Source organism: Mucilaginibacter humi (genome assembly GCF_013087555.1).
Genome location: NZ_JABFCR010000014.1, coordinates 26209 through 41567, shown reverse-complemented (window position 1 = coordinate 41567; position 15359 = coordinate 26209). Strand labels below are relative to the sequence as shown.

The window sequence follows — 15359 nt, the reverse complement described above, 5'->3', positions numbered from 1 at the left end:
AAGGGCACCTATATTGGTAGGAGGATTCCCTCCTGCAGATAACGTCATGTTACAATTAGTAAGGATGTTGAGCGTACCTGTTCCAAAATTTACACCAGTTCGGGTATCAGTAACTATATTACCACTCCAGTTAATTGTAGGAGAACCACTAAATAATACAGTCCCACCATTTGCAAACGAAGGGAAAATACTTGCTCCTGCTGTTACTGTAAAAGTTCCAGTACTTGACACTTTTGTAAGTTTACCCTGAATGTTTAAATCACCTACATTAACGTTATAAACATCTAATTCTAATTGCGCCTTACTTTCTACTGTTAATAATCCATTACAAGTTAAGTCAGCGCCTAACCAGTTATAGCTTTCAGTGGCTATATTTAAGCTATAATAATTGACCGGAGGTATAACGAAAGATGTTTTCGAACTATATCTGATTATACTACTGGCTGAGCTGTTGCCAGCTAAAAACGTATTAAACCAATTAGCATTACCTCCTATATCTATTAGCTGACCACCCCGGAACTACCATTAGATAAGTCAAAAACCCCATCACATTGTACATTACCTGTAATAAATATGGTTACCTGATTACCTAAATTAGTTGTTCTGTAAGCTCCATTTTTCGATATATATAAGTTATGTATCGTATTTCCAACAATAGAAGATCTTGAAATACTGGGGGCATTAGGATTATTGGTATAATCAAAAGTTATATCGTGATCTATATGCACATCATCACCCGGCTGAGGATATGTATATTTTTTACATCCGTTGCCACGCCATATGTTTTTATCAAACCAGTTGCCATCCTTAACAGTGTACCGGGTATTAAACTTCCTGAACATAGAAATATGGGTTGGAGATGTAGTTACGTAAATCATTTTTAGAAACTTCTTTTTTAACCGTTACATAGATATCAGCAGTTAATGCCGCTAAGTTTCTGACATAAATTGATACACCACTTTCAAGTATAATGGCCCTGTTACCGGCTAAATCCAGGTCAAACAACAATGGTGCAAGGCCTGCTAATGAAGCAAGCGACACACTACCATTATTACCGGCACTTGCGGGTAATTGAATTTGCACACGGTTATTTTCAACTGTAGAATTAGAACCCGTTGCACAAATAATGATATCAAAATTTCGTGTTACAGTTTCTTTACTCCTAAAAAGCACATCCATTACTATACTTGCATGACTATCTCCAGTACATATCAAAGTATCTGTATTTATACTAAGTCCTGATGCTAATTTTGTAGCCGGATATGTGCCTGTTAACGTGGCAAATGAGGTTGTATTTGATAAACTATCCATTATAATATTGATTGATAAAAGTTATAAGCTATTTTTTTGAGCCGTCTTCGCCTGTAGCGCCGGTTGGCCCGGTTGCGCCTGTAGGCCCTGTTGCTCCGGTTGGTCCTGTTGGGCCAGTTGGTCCTGTTGCGCCCACCAGTGATGCTATAAAATCGGCTTCCGTGCCGGTGTTCCCCGGGTCCAGCCATATCTGGTAGGCGCTGTCGCCATCGGCGCCCGCAGCTCCGGTGTCACCGTCGTCGCCTTTATCACCTTTTGGGCCGGTAGCCCCGGCGATTCCAGTCGCCCCGGTGTTACCAGTGTCACCCTTGTCGCCTTTTGGCCCGGTTGCGCCTGTTGCGCCAGTATCACCTTTTTCGCCCGTTGGCCCTGTTAAGGGTGTTCCGGTTCCCCAATCCCCTGCTGTCTTTGGCCCAAAAAGAGTATAATTACTGGTATTGATATAAAAATCCCCGTTTACCCCAGTGCTTAGGTTGGATGGGTTAATGGCATTATTTAAAATGGTAAATCCATTAGTACCGTTTGTGCCATTTATTCCTGCTGCCCCTTGTGGCCCTTGCGGACCGGTTTGCATCGAGAAAGCCTGGCTCCACGAGCCAGCGGCTTTTTTGTAAAAAATGCCGGAGCCTGTATCAATATAGGTATCGTTATTGCTGCCGGTTAAGGTGCCCGGTATACCTAACCCATATAGTACTGTTCCATCGGTTAATGAACTTACAACTGGCAGCGTGTAAACAATAGTCCATGTGCCGGATATTTTTGAGCGAACGCCCCGGCCGTAGTATTAATAAACACATCGCCATTCTTCCCAATTGTATTTTGGGGTAGGGCGGTGCCAAAGCTGATGTTTGCGCCAACTATTAAATTGGCAGATAAAAATTGTAATAAGGTAGAGAATGCGAACTTATAATCAATACCACCACTAACCAATATAGAAACGTCGCTTTGATTAATGGAAGTGGCTACGGTTAGTTCAGTTATTTTTTTGTCTGACATTAGAGTTCTGTAAGAGGTAAATAATTAGTTTGATCATAACTGCCGCCCGAATAATTAAACTCATTTTTATCAATACTGCGGATACGGGGACCTGGTTGACGTGCAGTTTTACTCCTGGCGCTAAATCGCCATAACGGGAAATCAGCACGATGATCCCATAAAAACTTTTCTACCTCGTTAGCATGGGCATTAGCAACACTGCGCTGTTGCTGCACCAGTTTGGTGATGTATTGAGGGGTCACAGCATCGCTATTGTCATGATGTTTAATTATCGGGCCGCTTGACGTGTAACGTATTGCGTCTGCCTCAATAAACCTGGCGAAAGCAAAGTAGAGCAAGGTTGGTAACAAACCTTCATAAAGTACAATATGACCGTTCTTATCCAGATATTCGCTGCCGTTTAGCAGGTCTTTATAATATTGTGGTGCATCCGTTTTTATCGTGCCATCTTGATTGAATTGTTTTATGAAGTCATAATACAGCGCATAACCTAAAAATGGTTTCAGGTCGAGATCCTGCGCTTTATTGACAAATACTTTAAGGCGTTCTGGTTTTATGTTTACAGATATATCCTCGTATCGTTGAAAAGTGTTTTGGTCAATTAAAATTGGGTTCATAAGTACATTAGTTTAAAGTTTCAGACGATACCATCTCTTCTGCTTCATGCTTTTTAAAACCGTAAGCGTAAGTAAGAATGGCTACTTTATTTATAGTGGGTAAGTTGGATAACAATAGCTGGTTAATGCTCGAACCGGCAATTATACCAAGGCTATCATCAGCAACCGTAGCTGGAACCGGAATTATATTCCAATTAGCAGAAGGATTAATGTCGGTGTAAAAATTACTGAAGATTTCTGCAAATGTTTCTGCTATTTCCAGCCTGTCTGCTGCGGTATTATCATTAAACTCGCGTATAGCTTCCTTTTTTCGCTACCATTACTTAATCCTGATACTTTTTCGGCGTTGATCAATTCTTTGGGTACTGAGAATCCTTTGATGATACGCGCCTCTACTGATCGCTCGGTAGTTTCAAAAAGCTTATCATTATTTTGGATAGCATAGGGTTGAAACTCTGGTTTTTGGCTCTCATCCTCATATTCAATTACGATTATCTTCTGCGCACTTTTAGCCCCCCGAAAGCACCCGGGTCTTTCTCTAATTGTGATGGCTGGTTACTTAAAGTTTGTTCGCCACTATCGGGTTTGATATTATCAGCTTCTTCACGGCGCGATTGCATAAATAACATTGTTGAAGGGAGGAAGCCGGTAGTAACCTCGCGGTTATTAAAGATTTTTATGCCTGCTTCGGTTTCAAAATCTTCCCAAACACTGTCGGCTTCAATTAATGGATAATCGTCAACTTCTGGATTGAAATAAAATAACTGACCTTTATAATTCCCCCAACCTCCGGCTTGTGCAACTTGCTGTTTTATAGCTTCGGGATCGGGGTTGTATTTATCAAGGAAAGTAAGTTTGCTGCGCATTATATTTTTCCACGTTTTGCGCCCCCAGTCGTTATAAAGTGCAAACTTATTTGCTGTATCAGGGCAGTCGGTATCACCCATCCGGATATCCTCAAACTTCACATAGTTTACCGAGGCTATTTTGTAGTTGGCATTATAGTTTAAATGAATCCCAAAACCGGTAAAGAGTGCTTTATCTGTAGCAATAGCCTTTAAAAGCCCGGCAATAGTTAACCCTTTTTGGTTGATGATTTGTTTACCCAGATCCTTTTGTTCAAAACCATTGCCGGCAATAAATTTTGCTCTTTTGTTCCAGCAATCTTTTGCCGTAGGCGAACCAGCCACCAATTCCAGCATTCGCTGCGGATAGGCATTATCTAAGTCGAAGTTTAGGATCCCGAAAGTTTGGTTTGGCCTTACCAGTATGCGGCGTTCAATTTGTGGTAAATAAGTTTTCATTTGGCCACCTCTCTTTTCTTTTCTTGGGTTGTTTTTATTGACCTGCCCGGTATTTGGGTAAAAAGCGCCCTGATGTGCGGATAGGCTTTCAGGTACCAGCGGGCTTCTTTATCAGTTAAATTATCGTTGTCATGTACGGCTGCAGATCCCGGGGCAAATTGATGCTTGCCTGGTTTTAAAATATATTTTTTAGTCATTTGGTCATTAGTCAGTTAGGTAATAAATTGGTTTATTCAATATTGGTCATTAGCCGTAATTGCGACCAATGACCAAACGACTAATGCTTATGCAACCAAAGCTTCGAGAGCCGCAAGAGTGCTGGCATAGGTAGCGCTCCCTGATACAGGAGCAATGGATACTGCTCTTGGTGGATAAGGTTCTTTCAACTTATCAGGATTGGTTAACTTTAATTTGTAGCCGCCCTCAATGGTTTCGTCAGCAGCATTGCGTTCTGCTTCGGCTAATATTAAACCGTTTACAGCGCCAAATAACTCAATTGATGAATCGCCTGATTTGTAGTTATTAATAGCTACCGCACGCACGCGGCCATATCCCATAGCCATCAATTGCGTCTTAATGTCGGTAGATAAACCGGCAATGTTAAAATCGATCTCCTCGGTGTACCGGGGGCCAACTCGGGTTTTGGCAAGTTTAGAAATAGCATTGAAGCTATTATTGGTACCCTCAAACTTGTAAACTTTGGCCGAGCCTACAGCTGTAAGGTCGGTAACGATTAAAGGATTGGCGACATCATAAGTAAGCGTAACGTCGGCCTCGTTAAAAGGTAGATGACATCCTCTATACCCGAGGTTATCGGAGCGTCTGTGCCCGTGCTAAAGCCTGCATTTATTTTATTGTAAATTGACATATTGAATAATTAGTGAATGATGGAATTAGTGATTGAGTGAATGTTTAGGTAATTGAGAGTTATTAATGATTAAGCAATAGTAGAGTCATTCACACATTCGCTCAATCACTAATTCACTCAATAAAATATTATGCTGACAGGTAGAATAATTCGTTAGCGAATTTGAAGTTTACAGCTGCTTTCATACGTGCCTTCATTCGTACTACGTTGTCATTGGTGTACGGCTTCATGTAAACGGTTGAAAGCTCTGAAGCATCGCCTAACAGATCGACACCTAAGAATAGGTTTGACGAACGCGCTCCTAAAATGGTGTTGGCTTGCCAGTGGTTCATTAATTGTAACGGCACACCCGGGTAATCCATTTTTTTGCTGTCAGTAAAAGCGTTTAACACGTTAACCGCCTTGTTCGCCTGTGCCTGTGCATAAGCGTAACCAACGTGGAAAGGTATCTGCAGGTTAAAATCATCCTGACTTCTGTCGGCCGGATCAAGTTGGGCATATACTCCGGTTAATACATCTAATACGTTGCTGGCGTTAATGTAGCTTACAGTAGCGGCGGTTGACGTGCCGCTAAACGTCGCCGGTTTACGGGTATTTACCTCGTTGTAGTTACGGACTAATTTAAATGTGGTTGCGCTTGCTACCCGGATAAAGTATGATTGCCCCTGTACATCAATGCCTGCACCACCATTAGTGGTGTCTTTGCTTGAGCCGGTTACCGCGGTGATAGTCACTACGTCGCCATCTTGTAACGTAGCGGTGCTTGCTACTGTAACCACGCCGCTTGCATTAATTGCGGTAGCTGCCATAGATGTTGCCGGTTTACCCAAGCCTACTTTATAGACGCCTGATGCTGCCGAGATAGTTGGTAATAGACCGTTGAACGCGGCAGTAAATGTTGCCTCTTTTGTTGACGCCTTGCCCAGCCAGTACAAACGCTCATTAGCTATCTGTATTTTGGTTAGGTAACGCTGCACCATAAAGTCCGACAGGTCAACCACGCCTTCATAGTCCATAAACGCGCCGGGTTTAAGGCTTTGGGCTTCCCAGCTTTGGGCAAGTTTGTCCCATTGTTCCTGTTTCATAAACTCATAAACTACCGGGTCAAGGTAACTTTCGGTTTGTTTGGAGGTTGTACCCTGATCGGCAAATATGCCTGATGGGTCCTGCAATATCACGTCGTCGTCAACATCAAGGATTACCTTGCGTGCTTTTACGTCGTTAATTACAGTTAGCAAGCCACGCTTTACCGAGTCGGCCTCTAAAAGCGTGCTGGCCATAAATCCTGCCAGCGCTTCGCCGGCATAAGTGTTGTTTGTGAATGTAAATTGAGCCATTTGTTTGTTATAGTGTATTGTTAGATTAAGTGAATGGTTGATTGTATTGATTAGGAGAGTGGTTGATGGTATAAGCGGATTGGTGATAAGGTTAGGTTGAAATAAAAGCTACTTAACCTAATCAACCACTCACCAACCAACTATTTAGCTATTGCTTTTTTAACCGCGTTCTGCGCTAATGTAGATTGCGGTGCAAAGCAGGGCAGGGTTTCGCCTTTGGCTTTGTTGCTGCGTTTTGAGCCTTCGGGTGTAAAGTCTGATTTTATCTCGTTCCTTACTTCTTCCCTTGTTTTTTTAAGACTTTCGTTGGCAGCATCAAGCGCGGCTTTTGCTTCGGCGAGCAATTGATTTTGAGCATGCAGTTTGGCTTTAATTTCTAATACCTTGTTCTGTACATCGCCGGCTTTGTTGCCTTTAAACTTGTTAGTTGGTAATTCGTCGGTTGCCTCTGTTTCTTCATCATCTTCAGCAGGTATTACTTTTTCTACCCGGCCGCCTTTTATGTCTATCTTTTTACCTGCCGAGGTGGTATAAGTATCAGCAGGAGCAGGGATGGTCATATCTTCATCCCGGTAAACTTCGGTTCCTTCTTCCATTTCGCCGGCATGGTGCAGGGTACCTTTGTCGGTAACGGTTTGCTTGTTAATTACTTTTTTAAAGAAGTTCATGATTTTGTTTAAAACCGATGTGGTTTTCTCAATAAGTGCTTGGTTTTCTATGTTCATATTGCTGGATTTGTTTAATAGCTTGTTAATGCACCGCTGGTAAACGGCCGGGGCGGCATTGGTATAGTTTTTAATGATCGCGCTATTGGTTATCTCGGTAGCGTAATCTTCTACCGCATCTACAAAGCCAAGGTCAAGGGCCTGGTCTGCAGATAACCAGGTGACGGCGTTAATTAAACTATTAACTGTAACGCCGTCCAACCCGGTCTTGTCCATGTAGATCTGCGCCAGGCGCGATTGCACTACATTTAACATCTGCACATCCTTCAACAGTTCGTCAGCATTTCCGCCGCTGCCAACCATTGGTTTGTGGATCATGAGCAGGGCGTATTTGCTCATTATTACTTTTTTACCGCCCATTGCCACTATTGAGGCAGCCGAAGCGGCCAGCGCATCAATGCAGGTAGTTACCTGCCCCGGATATTTCTTCAGCAGGTCATATATAGCAATCGCATCGAACGCGCTGCCGCCTACCGAGCTAATGTGAACTTCTACATCTGGCCGGCCGCTGTTTCCAGCTGATATTGAAGGTAAGATGATGATAAACTGCCTGATCCTATGCAGTCGGTATCGGTATCGTATAAATAGATTTTGTAACTCATTTTTTTGAGATGTGAGATATTAGATTTGAGTATTGAGATTGCTGAACTATTAGTAGTTCTGATTTGGATGTCGCTGATGATAACCAGCAGACAATACAAATATCGGGACAATAATTTTGTGTAATGGTGACAGTAGTTTGTCAGTATTGACCGCTGATTGGCGCTGATTCAATTGATGTCGCTGATGATCAAAGCGAACTATACAAATGTCGGAACTATTAACGTACGATGTGGTGACACTACTTTGTCACTATTCAAATACCACCGAAAGCATTAAAATTAACGGTTAATGATTATCATGCTGATTGGCATATATTAAAGGTCGCAAAATTATTTTGTTGTAGTGGTGACACTGTTTTGTCACCATCGGTAAAACAATTTAATGCACGCCAGATGGTACGCTCATCTTTTTCAAATTTCACCTCGGCCTCTAATACCGCCTGGTTTTTGGTGATACCACGGGCCTTAACCTGGCGTGTACCCATAAATAAATCTCGCGGTAAACAAATACCTTGGTTGTAATAAATCCGGCCTTATACATCGCCGAAAATATGCCCCGGTCAAAAAGTGTGTTTGCTGTTTTAATGTTCATTGGTTGTAGTGATTGGTGATTAGAGAATAGCGATTAGTTGATCCGGACAAAGCCCTTTACCTTTCGCCTTTAGCTTTTACCTCATAAATTAACCCTGTTAACCGTTTGCGCCAAAATACTTTGCTGGCTGTTAATGTCCTTTACATCCACATAAACAGGGGGAAGTTGTTGATCATTTGATAGGCCAGCGTATTAGCCAGGTCCTTCACATCATTAATCGGTTGGTTGTAGTAACGGTTGGAGTTGCCTCCATCTGTAAAGATCCCGCCTATGGCGTAGCCACGGCCCGGATTGGTTACCGAAAAATCCCTGCCGCCATGGGCGACATTTATCGCGCTTACCGGGTTACGTGCCCGGGGTTACGCATAGCTTCTGATACCACCACCGCTTCGCCTGATCGCAGGTAGGCATTAGTGTTATCAGTACGGCTGTAGCCGGGTAATAACGCGCCCCGGCCGTCCGACCGGAACTGGCCCCCTTCGGCAAACCCCGGTTTTTGCTTTGCAATTTCTGCAATGGATGATGCCCCTTGTGCGCCCATAAATACCGCTTGAGCAATACCCAACGCCCGGCCAATAAACGGAATACCCGCATAAGCTTTTAACGATTCCATAACCGCCTGTTTGGTGCTGATTACTGTATCGGCAATTGAAGTAGCTTTTTTAGCCGGAAAGCCGATTTAAAAATTGTAGAATCTTTTTGCTATTCTTTAAAGCCGAATCTAAAAACTTTTCGCCCGAGTGTATTTTTGATTGAACGGATTGTGCCTCGGCGGCTGCTCTTTCCTCTGCCGCTTTAAGTTCAACTTCGCTGATTGCCCGCTGCGTTTCTATGGTTTTATTAAGCAGTACATTTTTTTGCGCGTCTAACGATTGTTCTACACTTTTATCAAGCGAGGTTTTTACTGATGACATATCGGGGCGAGTATTCTCGAATTGTGTTTCTTCCCGCGGCTTAATGTCATTGTCGGTTTTGGCTGGTGCTTTTTTAGGCTTATTGTTAACCGTATTATTGTGTAAAGATATATTAACACTATTGCCTATGCTGGTTGTGGTGCTGATAAGTTTAGGTTTAAATTCGTCAGCATCTTTGGCAAATTTCATCAGGTAATCAATGCGTGCCTGTATTTTCTTCTTTTCAGTATTAACTAAGTCAATTGCGTTTTTTGCCCTGTCATCACTATCCTTTTTATCTCGTTCTAAAATTTGTTTAGCTCCGGCGCCCCTGTATCCGCCTAATATGCCATGAGTAAGCTCTTCTGTTCGCCTTTTCTTTTCGTTATAATTAGCGTTTTGTATTTTTCTATCTGGTAATCGGCCTCCAATAATTTGGCAGTTTCATCTGTCATTTTATTAAGCGCTGCTTTTGCTTTCGCACTTGCTAAAATTGATTTAGCCAGGTCATTATATGCCCCTTTAGCTTTGCCATTTGCAATTTGTTCTTTGTCAAAGTTTTTAAATTGCTCCGGAAAAGTATCTTTTAGTTGTTGTGCATATTTAAGCCTTTCCCGGCCCGCGGTGTTTACGCCTGTGGCTGCTCTATATAATAAGTTAAGCTTGGTGGTTTGTTCGGCCGCATTGGTGTTGGCTGTTTTCATTACTTCGTTTAAATTCTTGAAGTTTTGAGACCATTCATTTATTGCTTCTTTTCCCTTGAAAAAAACTGTCGTAAAATTTATGATTTCTGGTAAGAAAGCAACAATAACAGATAAACCACCAGTTAAAGTTGCTTCGAGAGCACTTGAACTAATTTTTAACAATTGGACTACCTTTTCGACACCTTGATATATATCTCTTAAAGCTCCAAATGTATTACCAACTTTAATAGCAGAGTCAACTATCGAATCATTTTGAATACTTGTTTGATTTAACGAATCATTGAGTTTCGATATATCGCTATCAAGCTTAGTTATCGGTGTAGATAAATTAGATATACCCGTCTTTAAGCTATCAAAAGCCTTGCTATATTGATTTATTTGCTGTTGCCCATCGGTATTAATCTCTACATTTATGGAGATATTTTGATTACTGTTATTTGCCATTTATATTAGATTTATTTTATCAAAAAAATTAGAACATTCTATGAAAATTTTAAAGTCAAAAGTTGACAGTGGGGATTGGAGATTAACCGAGTTTATTAATACTAATAACATTTCTCGCGAAGACATTTTAACTATTATAGTAAGTGGAAATGGCTTTAATCAGAAATACACATTATTTTATTATGAAGAGCCGAAACCTGAAGATGAGAAGAAGGGATTTTGGGGTTAGGTAATATATGCTGCAATCTTTTTGCGCTTACCCCAACTTCACCAACTCAACTTTCACTGCCTGCCCTTTACGCCAGGCGTCAATTTTATTAATGTAATAATAAGCCCCGTCCTGCTCCGGTAAACGGGTATTAAAAAGTCAAGCTCCAGTATATCGCGCGGGGTAAGTAAAAAGTAACGTACCACTTTTTTGGTTTGCTGTAGTATCTTTTCCAGTTCGGGGTAGTACTTTTTACGCAGGTCGTCAAACTTTAAACTTGCCGGGCCGTAATCAGCCGTTAAAGCAGGGGCATCCGGTTTATAAAAGTAAGGGGTGCTTATAACATCGTTTACAGTTAGGGTGCTGCTGCCATCGGTAAATTTTACAGACCTGTTGCGTAAGTCGAGTTTATGATCTATCAATATCCTGGGCGAAACAGCTATGCTAAAATCATCGCTGTCGCTTTCACTGTCAATCATTTTTATCTGCGCTACACTACCGCCCGTATGAACGGTTTAAGGTAGGCGCAAACTGGCTCTCAAATAAATCGGTTTCGGCAGGCAAGGTCGTATCAGCCACTTTAATGGCCGAGTCGGCAAAGCCTTTGGGCAATATGGCATCGTCATCTTTATACTTCAGGTTATTTACCTGTGCGTAGCCACCTAATTGAAAGTTAACGGTTTTACCGTGGTCAAGGCATTTAGCGGTCCAGTTTTTGGCAACAGGTATATTACTTACAATATCATGAAACGAATTAAATGATATGGTACGGCTGGCATTATCAGTCTGGCAAATTATGCCGAAGCGCTGCAAAGTATCCTTAAGCAGATCTTTTTGCGAAATATCAGGGAAGATACGTTCGCATTGTACCATTTGCCCGGGCTGAACATTTTGCTGCTGACTGGTTATTACCATTGTTGCACCGGCATCAATTTGCGCAAAAGCAGGCGGCGAGTTTAGCCCGTACCAGTGTAACCTAAAAAAATACCTCCGTGTGCCGGTAATTGTGTTTCTACAGATATAACCGCTTTATAAATATCCAGCTCGGCATAAATACTGCTGCCGCTGCCGGATATTCTGTGCCAGCCTTTTGGGTCGGATGTCGGGTCATTAACCCGGTACTCGCCATAGTTGCTGAATGAAAAATCGTACGATCCCAGTGATTTATCCTGCACAGCAGGGTATGCTTGGTCGCGGTAATAAATATTAAAAGTTACGTGCGTTGTCTTGTCAGACGGCGACACCCTGCCCCTTAATTTTAAATGCGGAATAGTTACTACTATTTTAACATCATTAGGTTTATTAGAGATAAATACATCGCGGCCGCTGGCCATTTGGTGTGCGGGGTCATCTATCTTACTATCCCATTGAAAATACCCTTGCGGATAGGATAATACCGTAGCCGATTTTTCAAGGCTTACCCCGCTTTTGTCGGTCTGGTTCTGGTAATCTGTACCGTGCTCGAAGCTACTGTTACTAAATTGCGCTATCAATTTTGGATATAACGGATCGATAAGTAACGAGCCTTTTGCCTTGTAACCTGTAGTTTTAACCAACAGGTCGATAGCCGTTTTGATGAAAAAGCCCGGGCGCAAATATTTAATGTTAATGGGTTTGGTAATATCATCGGCCAGGTTGCCATAATCAATAACCGGGTAAATCCAGCCTTCGGTTTTATTTTGGTTACGTGCTATGGCGTCAAGGTTCCAAACATGGTCATATTGTCTCCACAGATCGCTGTGCCAAATGCTGGTACTATCGCCCATTTCATATAGCTTACCATCCAACGCATCAAAAAAATCAACATTGCCTGATAGTATGGTGATATTGGCGCTGTTATTGTCAACACTATTTAACTCGCCAATACCGTAGGGGATAAGCTCTAACCCATCCTGAATTATTTTAGCCTGGTATTTTTGTAGGGCAAAGTTGTACAAAAAGCAACGTCGTCCGGGAAACCCAGTATGCGCCGGTTATTTTGGGTAAGTGGCAGCTTAAACTGGTTGGAGGTATTCCCCTGTTGATTCTTCACTTCGGCCGTTGTTTATCTGGAAGGTTAAGGCAATAGGGTTGTCATCACTCAGATCAACCAGTTGGTCGTTTAGATATAATTGGATATTGCTCATGTTTTAAGTTTTGAGTAGTGGGTGATAAGTTTTGAGTAGGTAATGGTAAGCGTGGTTGAATGGCTGTGATAGCTCTTTAACTCATAACTCACTACTCAACTCACCGCTTACTATTGCGTCTGGATATTAATAGATGGCAGGTTAAATGTCACGCTGAAGGGTGCTTGCCCGTTTAGTGTTTCATACTCGCTAAACGTTGCAGTGTTTAATACTACGGTTTGCCACTTTACCGGATTTTTATTAACAAGCATCTGCACTTTGGGCGAGTACTTGATGGATTGCAGGCCCTTAATGTCAGCAACCGAAAGGTCCTCGGCCATTACCTTCATTTTTTGGCCGGCGGTTTTGCTTACTACATCTTCAATAGCGTCCTGGTTTTCCCAGTCGGATACGTAGTTTTTTATGATAGTGGCATTCTGCACATCCAACGAAACCTCCTGATTATATACAAAGCGATAATAGTTCCGTGAGCCCGACAAGCCTATCCAGCGCAGGTAAACAGATCGCTCGTCAACCGCATCGTCAATCCGCACAGTTTGGGTTTGGGTAACCTGGTGCACTGCGCTGCCATCATTATATTTTAAGCTGATAGTAAAGTAATAGGCATCAGCCGGGAAGTCATCATTAATCAATAATCGATTCAGTCCCAAATGTTCTGGCAATGGCGAGCTTGAAGTAGTTTGCCTGCCTATCACCATTTTACTTCCGTCCTGGTTAAGCAACCACGATGCATCCTCGTTTAATAATGAGCTGGTTTGCGTGGCACCCGGCAATGGTATACGGTTAATATCCAACAATATCCTCTCACAATAAATACCTAAGCCTAATAAATTCTCGCTATAAATAAAGCCAATATCAAAAGGGTAGCCGTTTGAGTAAGCCGGCTCTGTAAAATCAGTGATCCACCGGCAGGTGGCTGCCCGTTTGCAAACGGAACATAAGCCGCCAGTTACCGCTGTAACGTTCGCCTAATTGTTTGGCTGCGTAAACTACATAATATTGGTCGGGAATATTAACCCAATCAAATGGAGTGTTGTCGGTTTTGTTCCATTGTTCTGAATAAGCTATCTGGTAGCTTGCGCTTAAATTGCTGTCCTTGAAATTTGGTTGGGTAAAGGCGCTATCGTCTTTGGCCCTGACTAACGACTGCAGGAAATTTGAAAGGTCAGCTTTTACCAACCCGGTATTATCAGGCGTGTTATTTGATAATATGGTTTTAGTTTGCCCGGTTACTACATCCTGGTAAGTAATACGCGTTACAACTTTATAATAAGGGCGCAGGCGATTTATATTTATAAATCCCGCGGCATTTGAGGTGTAAGGAGCATCAATTATTAGTGCATTGCCGGTATTACTTATAACACTGAACGTTCCTTTATAAGCCGATGTGTTAATATACACCAGATCTTTAGCAACAACTCCATTCAAGGTTGCATTAACAGATACTTTAGCGTTGCCGGTCAGACTATCAACAGTGACTGATACTACGTCAAAATCTTTACGCTGATAAGTAAATACAACCGGGTTAAATGCAGCGTTCCAACGGCTTATGTTACTGCCAACGGTAACAGATGGATCACTAACTAACAAGCTATTTAAAACAGGGACCGTAATTGAGCGGTTTGCGCTACAACCTAAACTGTTCGAGTCGGTAACATAAACAGTTTTCAATCCCGCGGTTAGGCCGGTAAACAGGTTTGATGTTTGGAAAGTAACATTATCCAGGCTATAGTGTAAAGGTAAATAGCTTGATGCTGCTGTTACCGTTATTTGCGCGTCGGCAGCACCGGGCGCCGATTCGGCCTTATCGACATTGATAGCGGTGATAAGCAGATCGCAAAAATTTACGGGTGGCGGCGCAGTAGGGTCAGGATTGCCGGCTATTGTGGCAAATCCAAAGGTTTTGGTGTAGCTTATCCTGATATCGCCAAAACCATCATCAGTTCCGCGTTCAATAATACCATAAAACAATAAAGCAGATTGACCTGCAACAGTTTTTTGCTCCTGTGTTATTACACCGTTATCATTAATGCTGTAGTTTACAGTTATATTGTTGCCGTTAGCAGGCTGGCCGCTCTCGTCGGTGATTTCTAAATATACTTTGGCCCTGATCGAATAGCCGTCACCCGATTCGAATATAGTTTCGAACGCGCGTGTTGATATGTTACAATTTAATCCCATTGTTTTTAATATTGTTTAAGAGTTTATGGCCGCTGTTAATAATTGTCGAAATACATAGTAGCCAGGGTAATAGTTAAACTTACACCGGTTGTATTAACATCAAACTTGTTATACACCGGTACGCATTTGGCTTTATCACCGGCTTTTATCTTAAAGTAGCGACCGTCGCCCTCGCGGTATTTTGATGCTTTGGCTATGAATTCGTTGGCCAAATGCAGGGCCTGGTTGACGTACGTTTCGTTATCGGCGGTGTATTGGTCGAAATCTGTTTTGTAAAGGAAATCGATGGTTATAGTAAATGTATTATCTACTGATCCGTTAATTTGTGGCGACACGTTAATTGCCTGCGGCGGATAAAGGAAAACACAGGGGAAGGCGACATCGTCGGCCGGGTATTAAGTTCATTAACAGTGCCGTATAAAAAGGTCGGCGTGCCGGTTAAAGTTTGTAC

General features: G+C 42.2%; 23 protein-coding genes. 2 read left to right on the top strand and 21 right to left on the bottom strand.

The genetic code is table 11. From position 1 onward, the window contains the following. Positions 1 to 250: hypothetical protein (locus HK413_RS14835; protein ID WP_217452065.1), on the top strand; the 250-nt coding region annotated here is incomplete at its 5' end. A gap of 250 nt (positions 251 to 500) precedes the next feature. Here HK413_RS14835 and HK413_RS04545 read toward each other — a convergent pair. From HK413_RS04545 to HK413_RS04525, 5 genes are all read right to left on the bottom strand, one after another. Then, positions 501 to 842, bottom strand: a complete 342-nt coding sequence (locus HK413_RS04545; protein ID WP_175269299.1) for a hypothetical protein — start codon at positions 840 to 842, stop codon at positions 501 to 503. Further along, positions 826 to 1311 carry a hypothetical protein gene (locus HK413_RS04540; RefSeq protein ID WP_175269298.1) on the bottom strand — a complete coding sequence of 162 codons (486 nt, stop codon included), beginning with the start codon at positions 1309 to 1311 and terminating at the stop codon, positions 826 to 828. The genes HK413_RS04545 and HK413_RS04540 overlap by 17 nt, the downstream gene beginning before the upstream one ends. A 28-nt stretch (positions 1312 to 1339) precedes the next feature. Next, the gene (locus HK413_RS20730; protein WP_175269297.1) at positions 1340 to 1885 is read right to left on the bottom strand and encodes a collagen-like domain-containing protein; all 546 of its coding nucleotides are present in this window, start codon (positions 1883 to 1885) and stop codon (positions 1340 to 1342) included. Between the two features lie 140 nt (positions 1886 to 2025). Further along, positions 2026 to 2307: a hypothetical protein gene (locus HK413_RS04530; RefSeq protein WP_175269296.1), complete on the bottom strand. Its 282-nt coding sequence runs from the start codon at positions 2305 to 2307 to the stop codon at positions 2026 to 2028. After that, the gene (locus HK413_RS04525; RefSeq protein ID WP_175269295.1) at positions 2307 to 2924 is read right to left on the bottom strand and encodes a DUF6712 family protein; all 618 of its coding nucleotides are present in this window, start codon (positions 2922 to 2924) and stop codon (positions 2307 to 2309) included. Before HK413_RS04525 ends, HK413_RS04530 begins: the two co-directional genes overlap by 1 nt. Before the next feature lie 77 nt (positions 2925 to 3001). Between HK413_RS04525 and HK413_RS14830 the strand changes: the two genes are divergently transcribed. Further along, on the top strand, positions 3002 to 3145 hold the full coding sequence (locus HK413_RS14830) for a hypothetical protein (protein ID WP_217452064.1): 144 nt from the start codon (positions 3002 to 3004) through the stop codon (positions 3143 to 3145). A gap of 270 nt (positions 3146 to 3415) precedes the next feature. Here HK413_RS14830 and HK413_RS04520 read toward each other — a convergent pair whose 3' ends face one another. From HK413_RS04520 to HK413_RS04450, 16 genes are all read right to left on the bottom strand, one after another. Next, the gene (locus HK413_RS04520) at positions 3416 to 4228 is read right to left on the bottom strand and encodes a hypothetical protein (RefSeq protein ID WP_175269294.1); all 813 of its coding nucleotides are present in this window, start codon (positions 4226 to 4228) and stop codon (positions 3416 to 3418) included. Then, positions 4225 to 4425 carry a hypothetical protein gene (locus tag HK413_RS04515; protein WP_175269293.1) on the bottom strand — a complete coding sequence of 67 codons (201 nt, stop codon included), beginning with the start codon at positions 4423 to 4425 and terminating at the stop codon, positions 4225 to 4227. The genes HK413_RS04520 and HK413_RS04515 overlap by 4 nt, the downstream gene beginning before the upstream one ends. 87 nt (positions 4426 to 4512) lie before the next feature. After that, a complete protein-coding gene (locus tag HK413_RS04510) occupies positions 4513 to 4794 on the bottom strand; it encodes a hypothetical protein (protein ID WP_175269292.1) in 282 nt (93 codons plus the stop codon). A 430-nt stretch (positions 4795 to 5224) separates the two neighbouring features. Next, entirely contained in the window at positions 5225 to 6433 is a 1209-nt protein-coding gene (locus HK413_RS04505) for a hypothetical protein (protein WP_175269291.1), read from the bottom strand. A gap of 140 nt (positions 6434 to 6573) precedes the next feature. Further along, positions 6574 to 7608 (bottom strand): Clp protease ClpP, encoded by a 1035-nt coding sequence (locus HK413_RS04500; protein ID WP_394353131.1) that lies wholly within the window; start codon positions 7606 to 7608, stop codon positions 6574 to 6576. 448 nt (positions 7609 to 8056) lie between these two features. After that, positions 8057 to 8245 (bottom strand): hypothetical protein, encoded by a 189-nt coding sequence (locus tag HK413_RS04495; protein WP_175269290.1) that lies wholly within the window; start codon positions 8243 to 8245, stop codon positions 8057 to 8059. A gap of 444 nt (positions 8246 to 8689) precedes the next feature. Next, positions 8690 to 8965, bottom strand: coding sequence for a hypothetical protein (locus HK413_RS04490; RefSeq protein ID WP_175269289.1), 276 nt, complete (start codon positions 8963 to 8965; stop codon positions 8690 to 8692). A gap of 49 nt (positions 8966 to 9014) precedes the next feature. Further along, entirely contained in the window at positions 9015 to 9455 is a 441-nt protein-coding gene (locus HK413_RS04485; protein ID WP_175269288.1) for a hypothetical protein, read from the bottom strand. A gap of 131 nt (positions 9456 to 9586) precedes the next feature. After that, positions 9587 to 10393, bottom strand: coding sequence for a hypothetical protein (locus tag HK413_RS04480; RefSeq protein WP_175269287.1), 807 nt, complete (start codon positions 10391 to 10393; stop codon positions 9587 to 9589). A gap of 282 nt (positions 10394 to 10675) precedes the next feature. Next, positions 10676 to 11080, bottom strand: a complete 405-nt coding sequence (locus HK413_RS04475) for a hypothetical protein (protein ID WP_175269286.1) — start codon at positions 11078 to 11080, stop codon at positions 10676 to 10678. Positions 11081 to 11096: 16 nt separating this feature from the next. Next, a complete protein-coding gene (locus tag HK413_RS04470) occupies positions 11097 to 11516 on the bottom strand; it encodes a hypothetical protein (protein ID WP_175269285.1) in 420 nt (139 codons plus the stop codon). A gap of 41 nt (positions 11517 to 11557) precedes the next feature. After that, positions 11558 to 12538 carry a hypothetical protein gene (locus HK413_RS04465; RefSeq protein WP_175269284.1) on the bottom strand — a complete coding sequence of 327 codons (981 nt, stop codon included), beginning with the start codon at positions 12536 to 12538 and terminating at the stop codon, positions 11558 to 11560. Between the two features lie 57 nt (positions 12539 to 12595). Further along, positions 12596 to 12727 carry a hypothetical protein gene (locus HK413_RS19340; RefSeq protein WP_262886787.1) on the bottom strand — a complete coding sequence of 44 codons (132 nt, stop codon included), beginning with the start codon at positions 12725 to 12727 and terminating at the stop codon, positions 12596 to 12598. A 110-nt stretch (positions 12728 to 12837) separates the two neighbouring features. Next, entirely contained in the window at positions 12838 to 13521 is a 684-nt protein-coding gene (locus HK413_RS04460) for a hypothetical protein (protein ID WP_175269283.1), read from the bottom strand. A gap of 100 nt (positions 13522 to 13621) precedes the next feature. Continuing rightward, positions 13622 to 14908, bottom strand: coding sequence for a hypothetical protein (locus tag HK413_RS04455; RefSeq protein WP_175269282.1), 1287 nt, complete (start codon positions 14906 to 14908; stop codon positions 13622 to 13624). Positions 14909 to 14943: 35 nt separating this feature from the next. Continuing rightward, on the bottom strand, positions 14944 to 15243 hold the full coding sequence (locus HK413_RS04450; protein WP_175269281.1) for a hypothetical protein: 300 nt from the start codon (positions 15241 to 15243) through the stop codon (positions 14944 to 14946). Positions 15244 to 15359 lie beyond the last annotated feature (116 nt).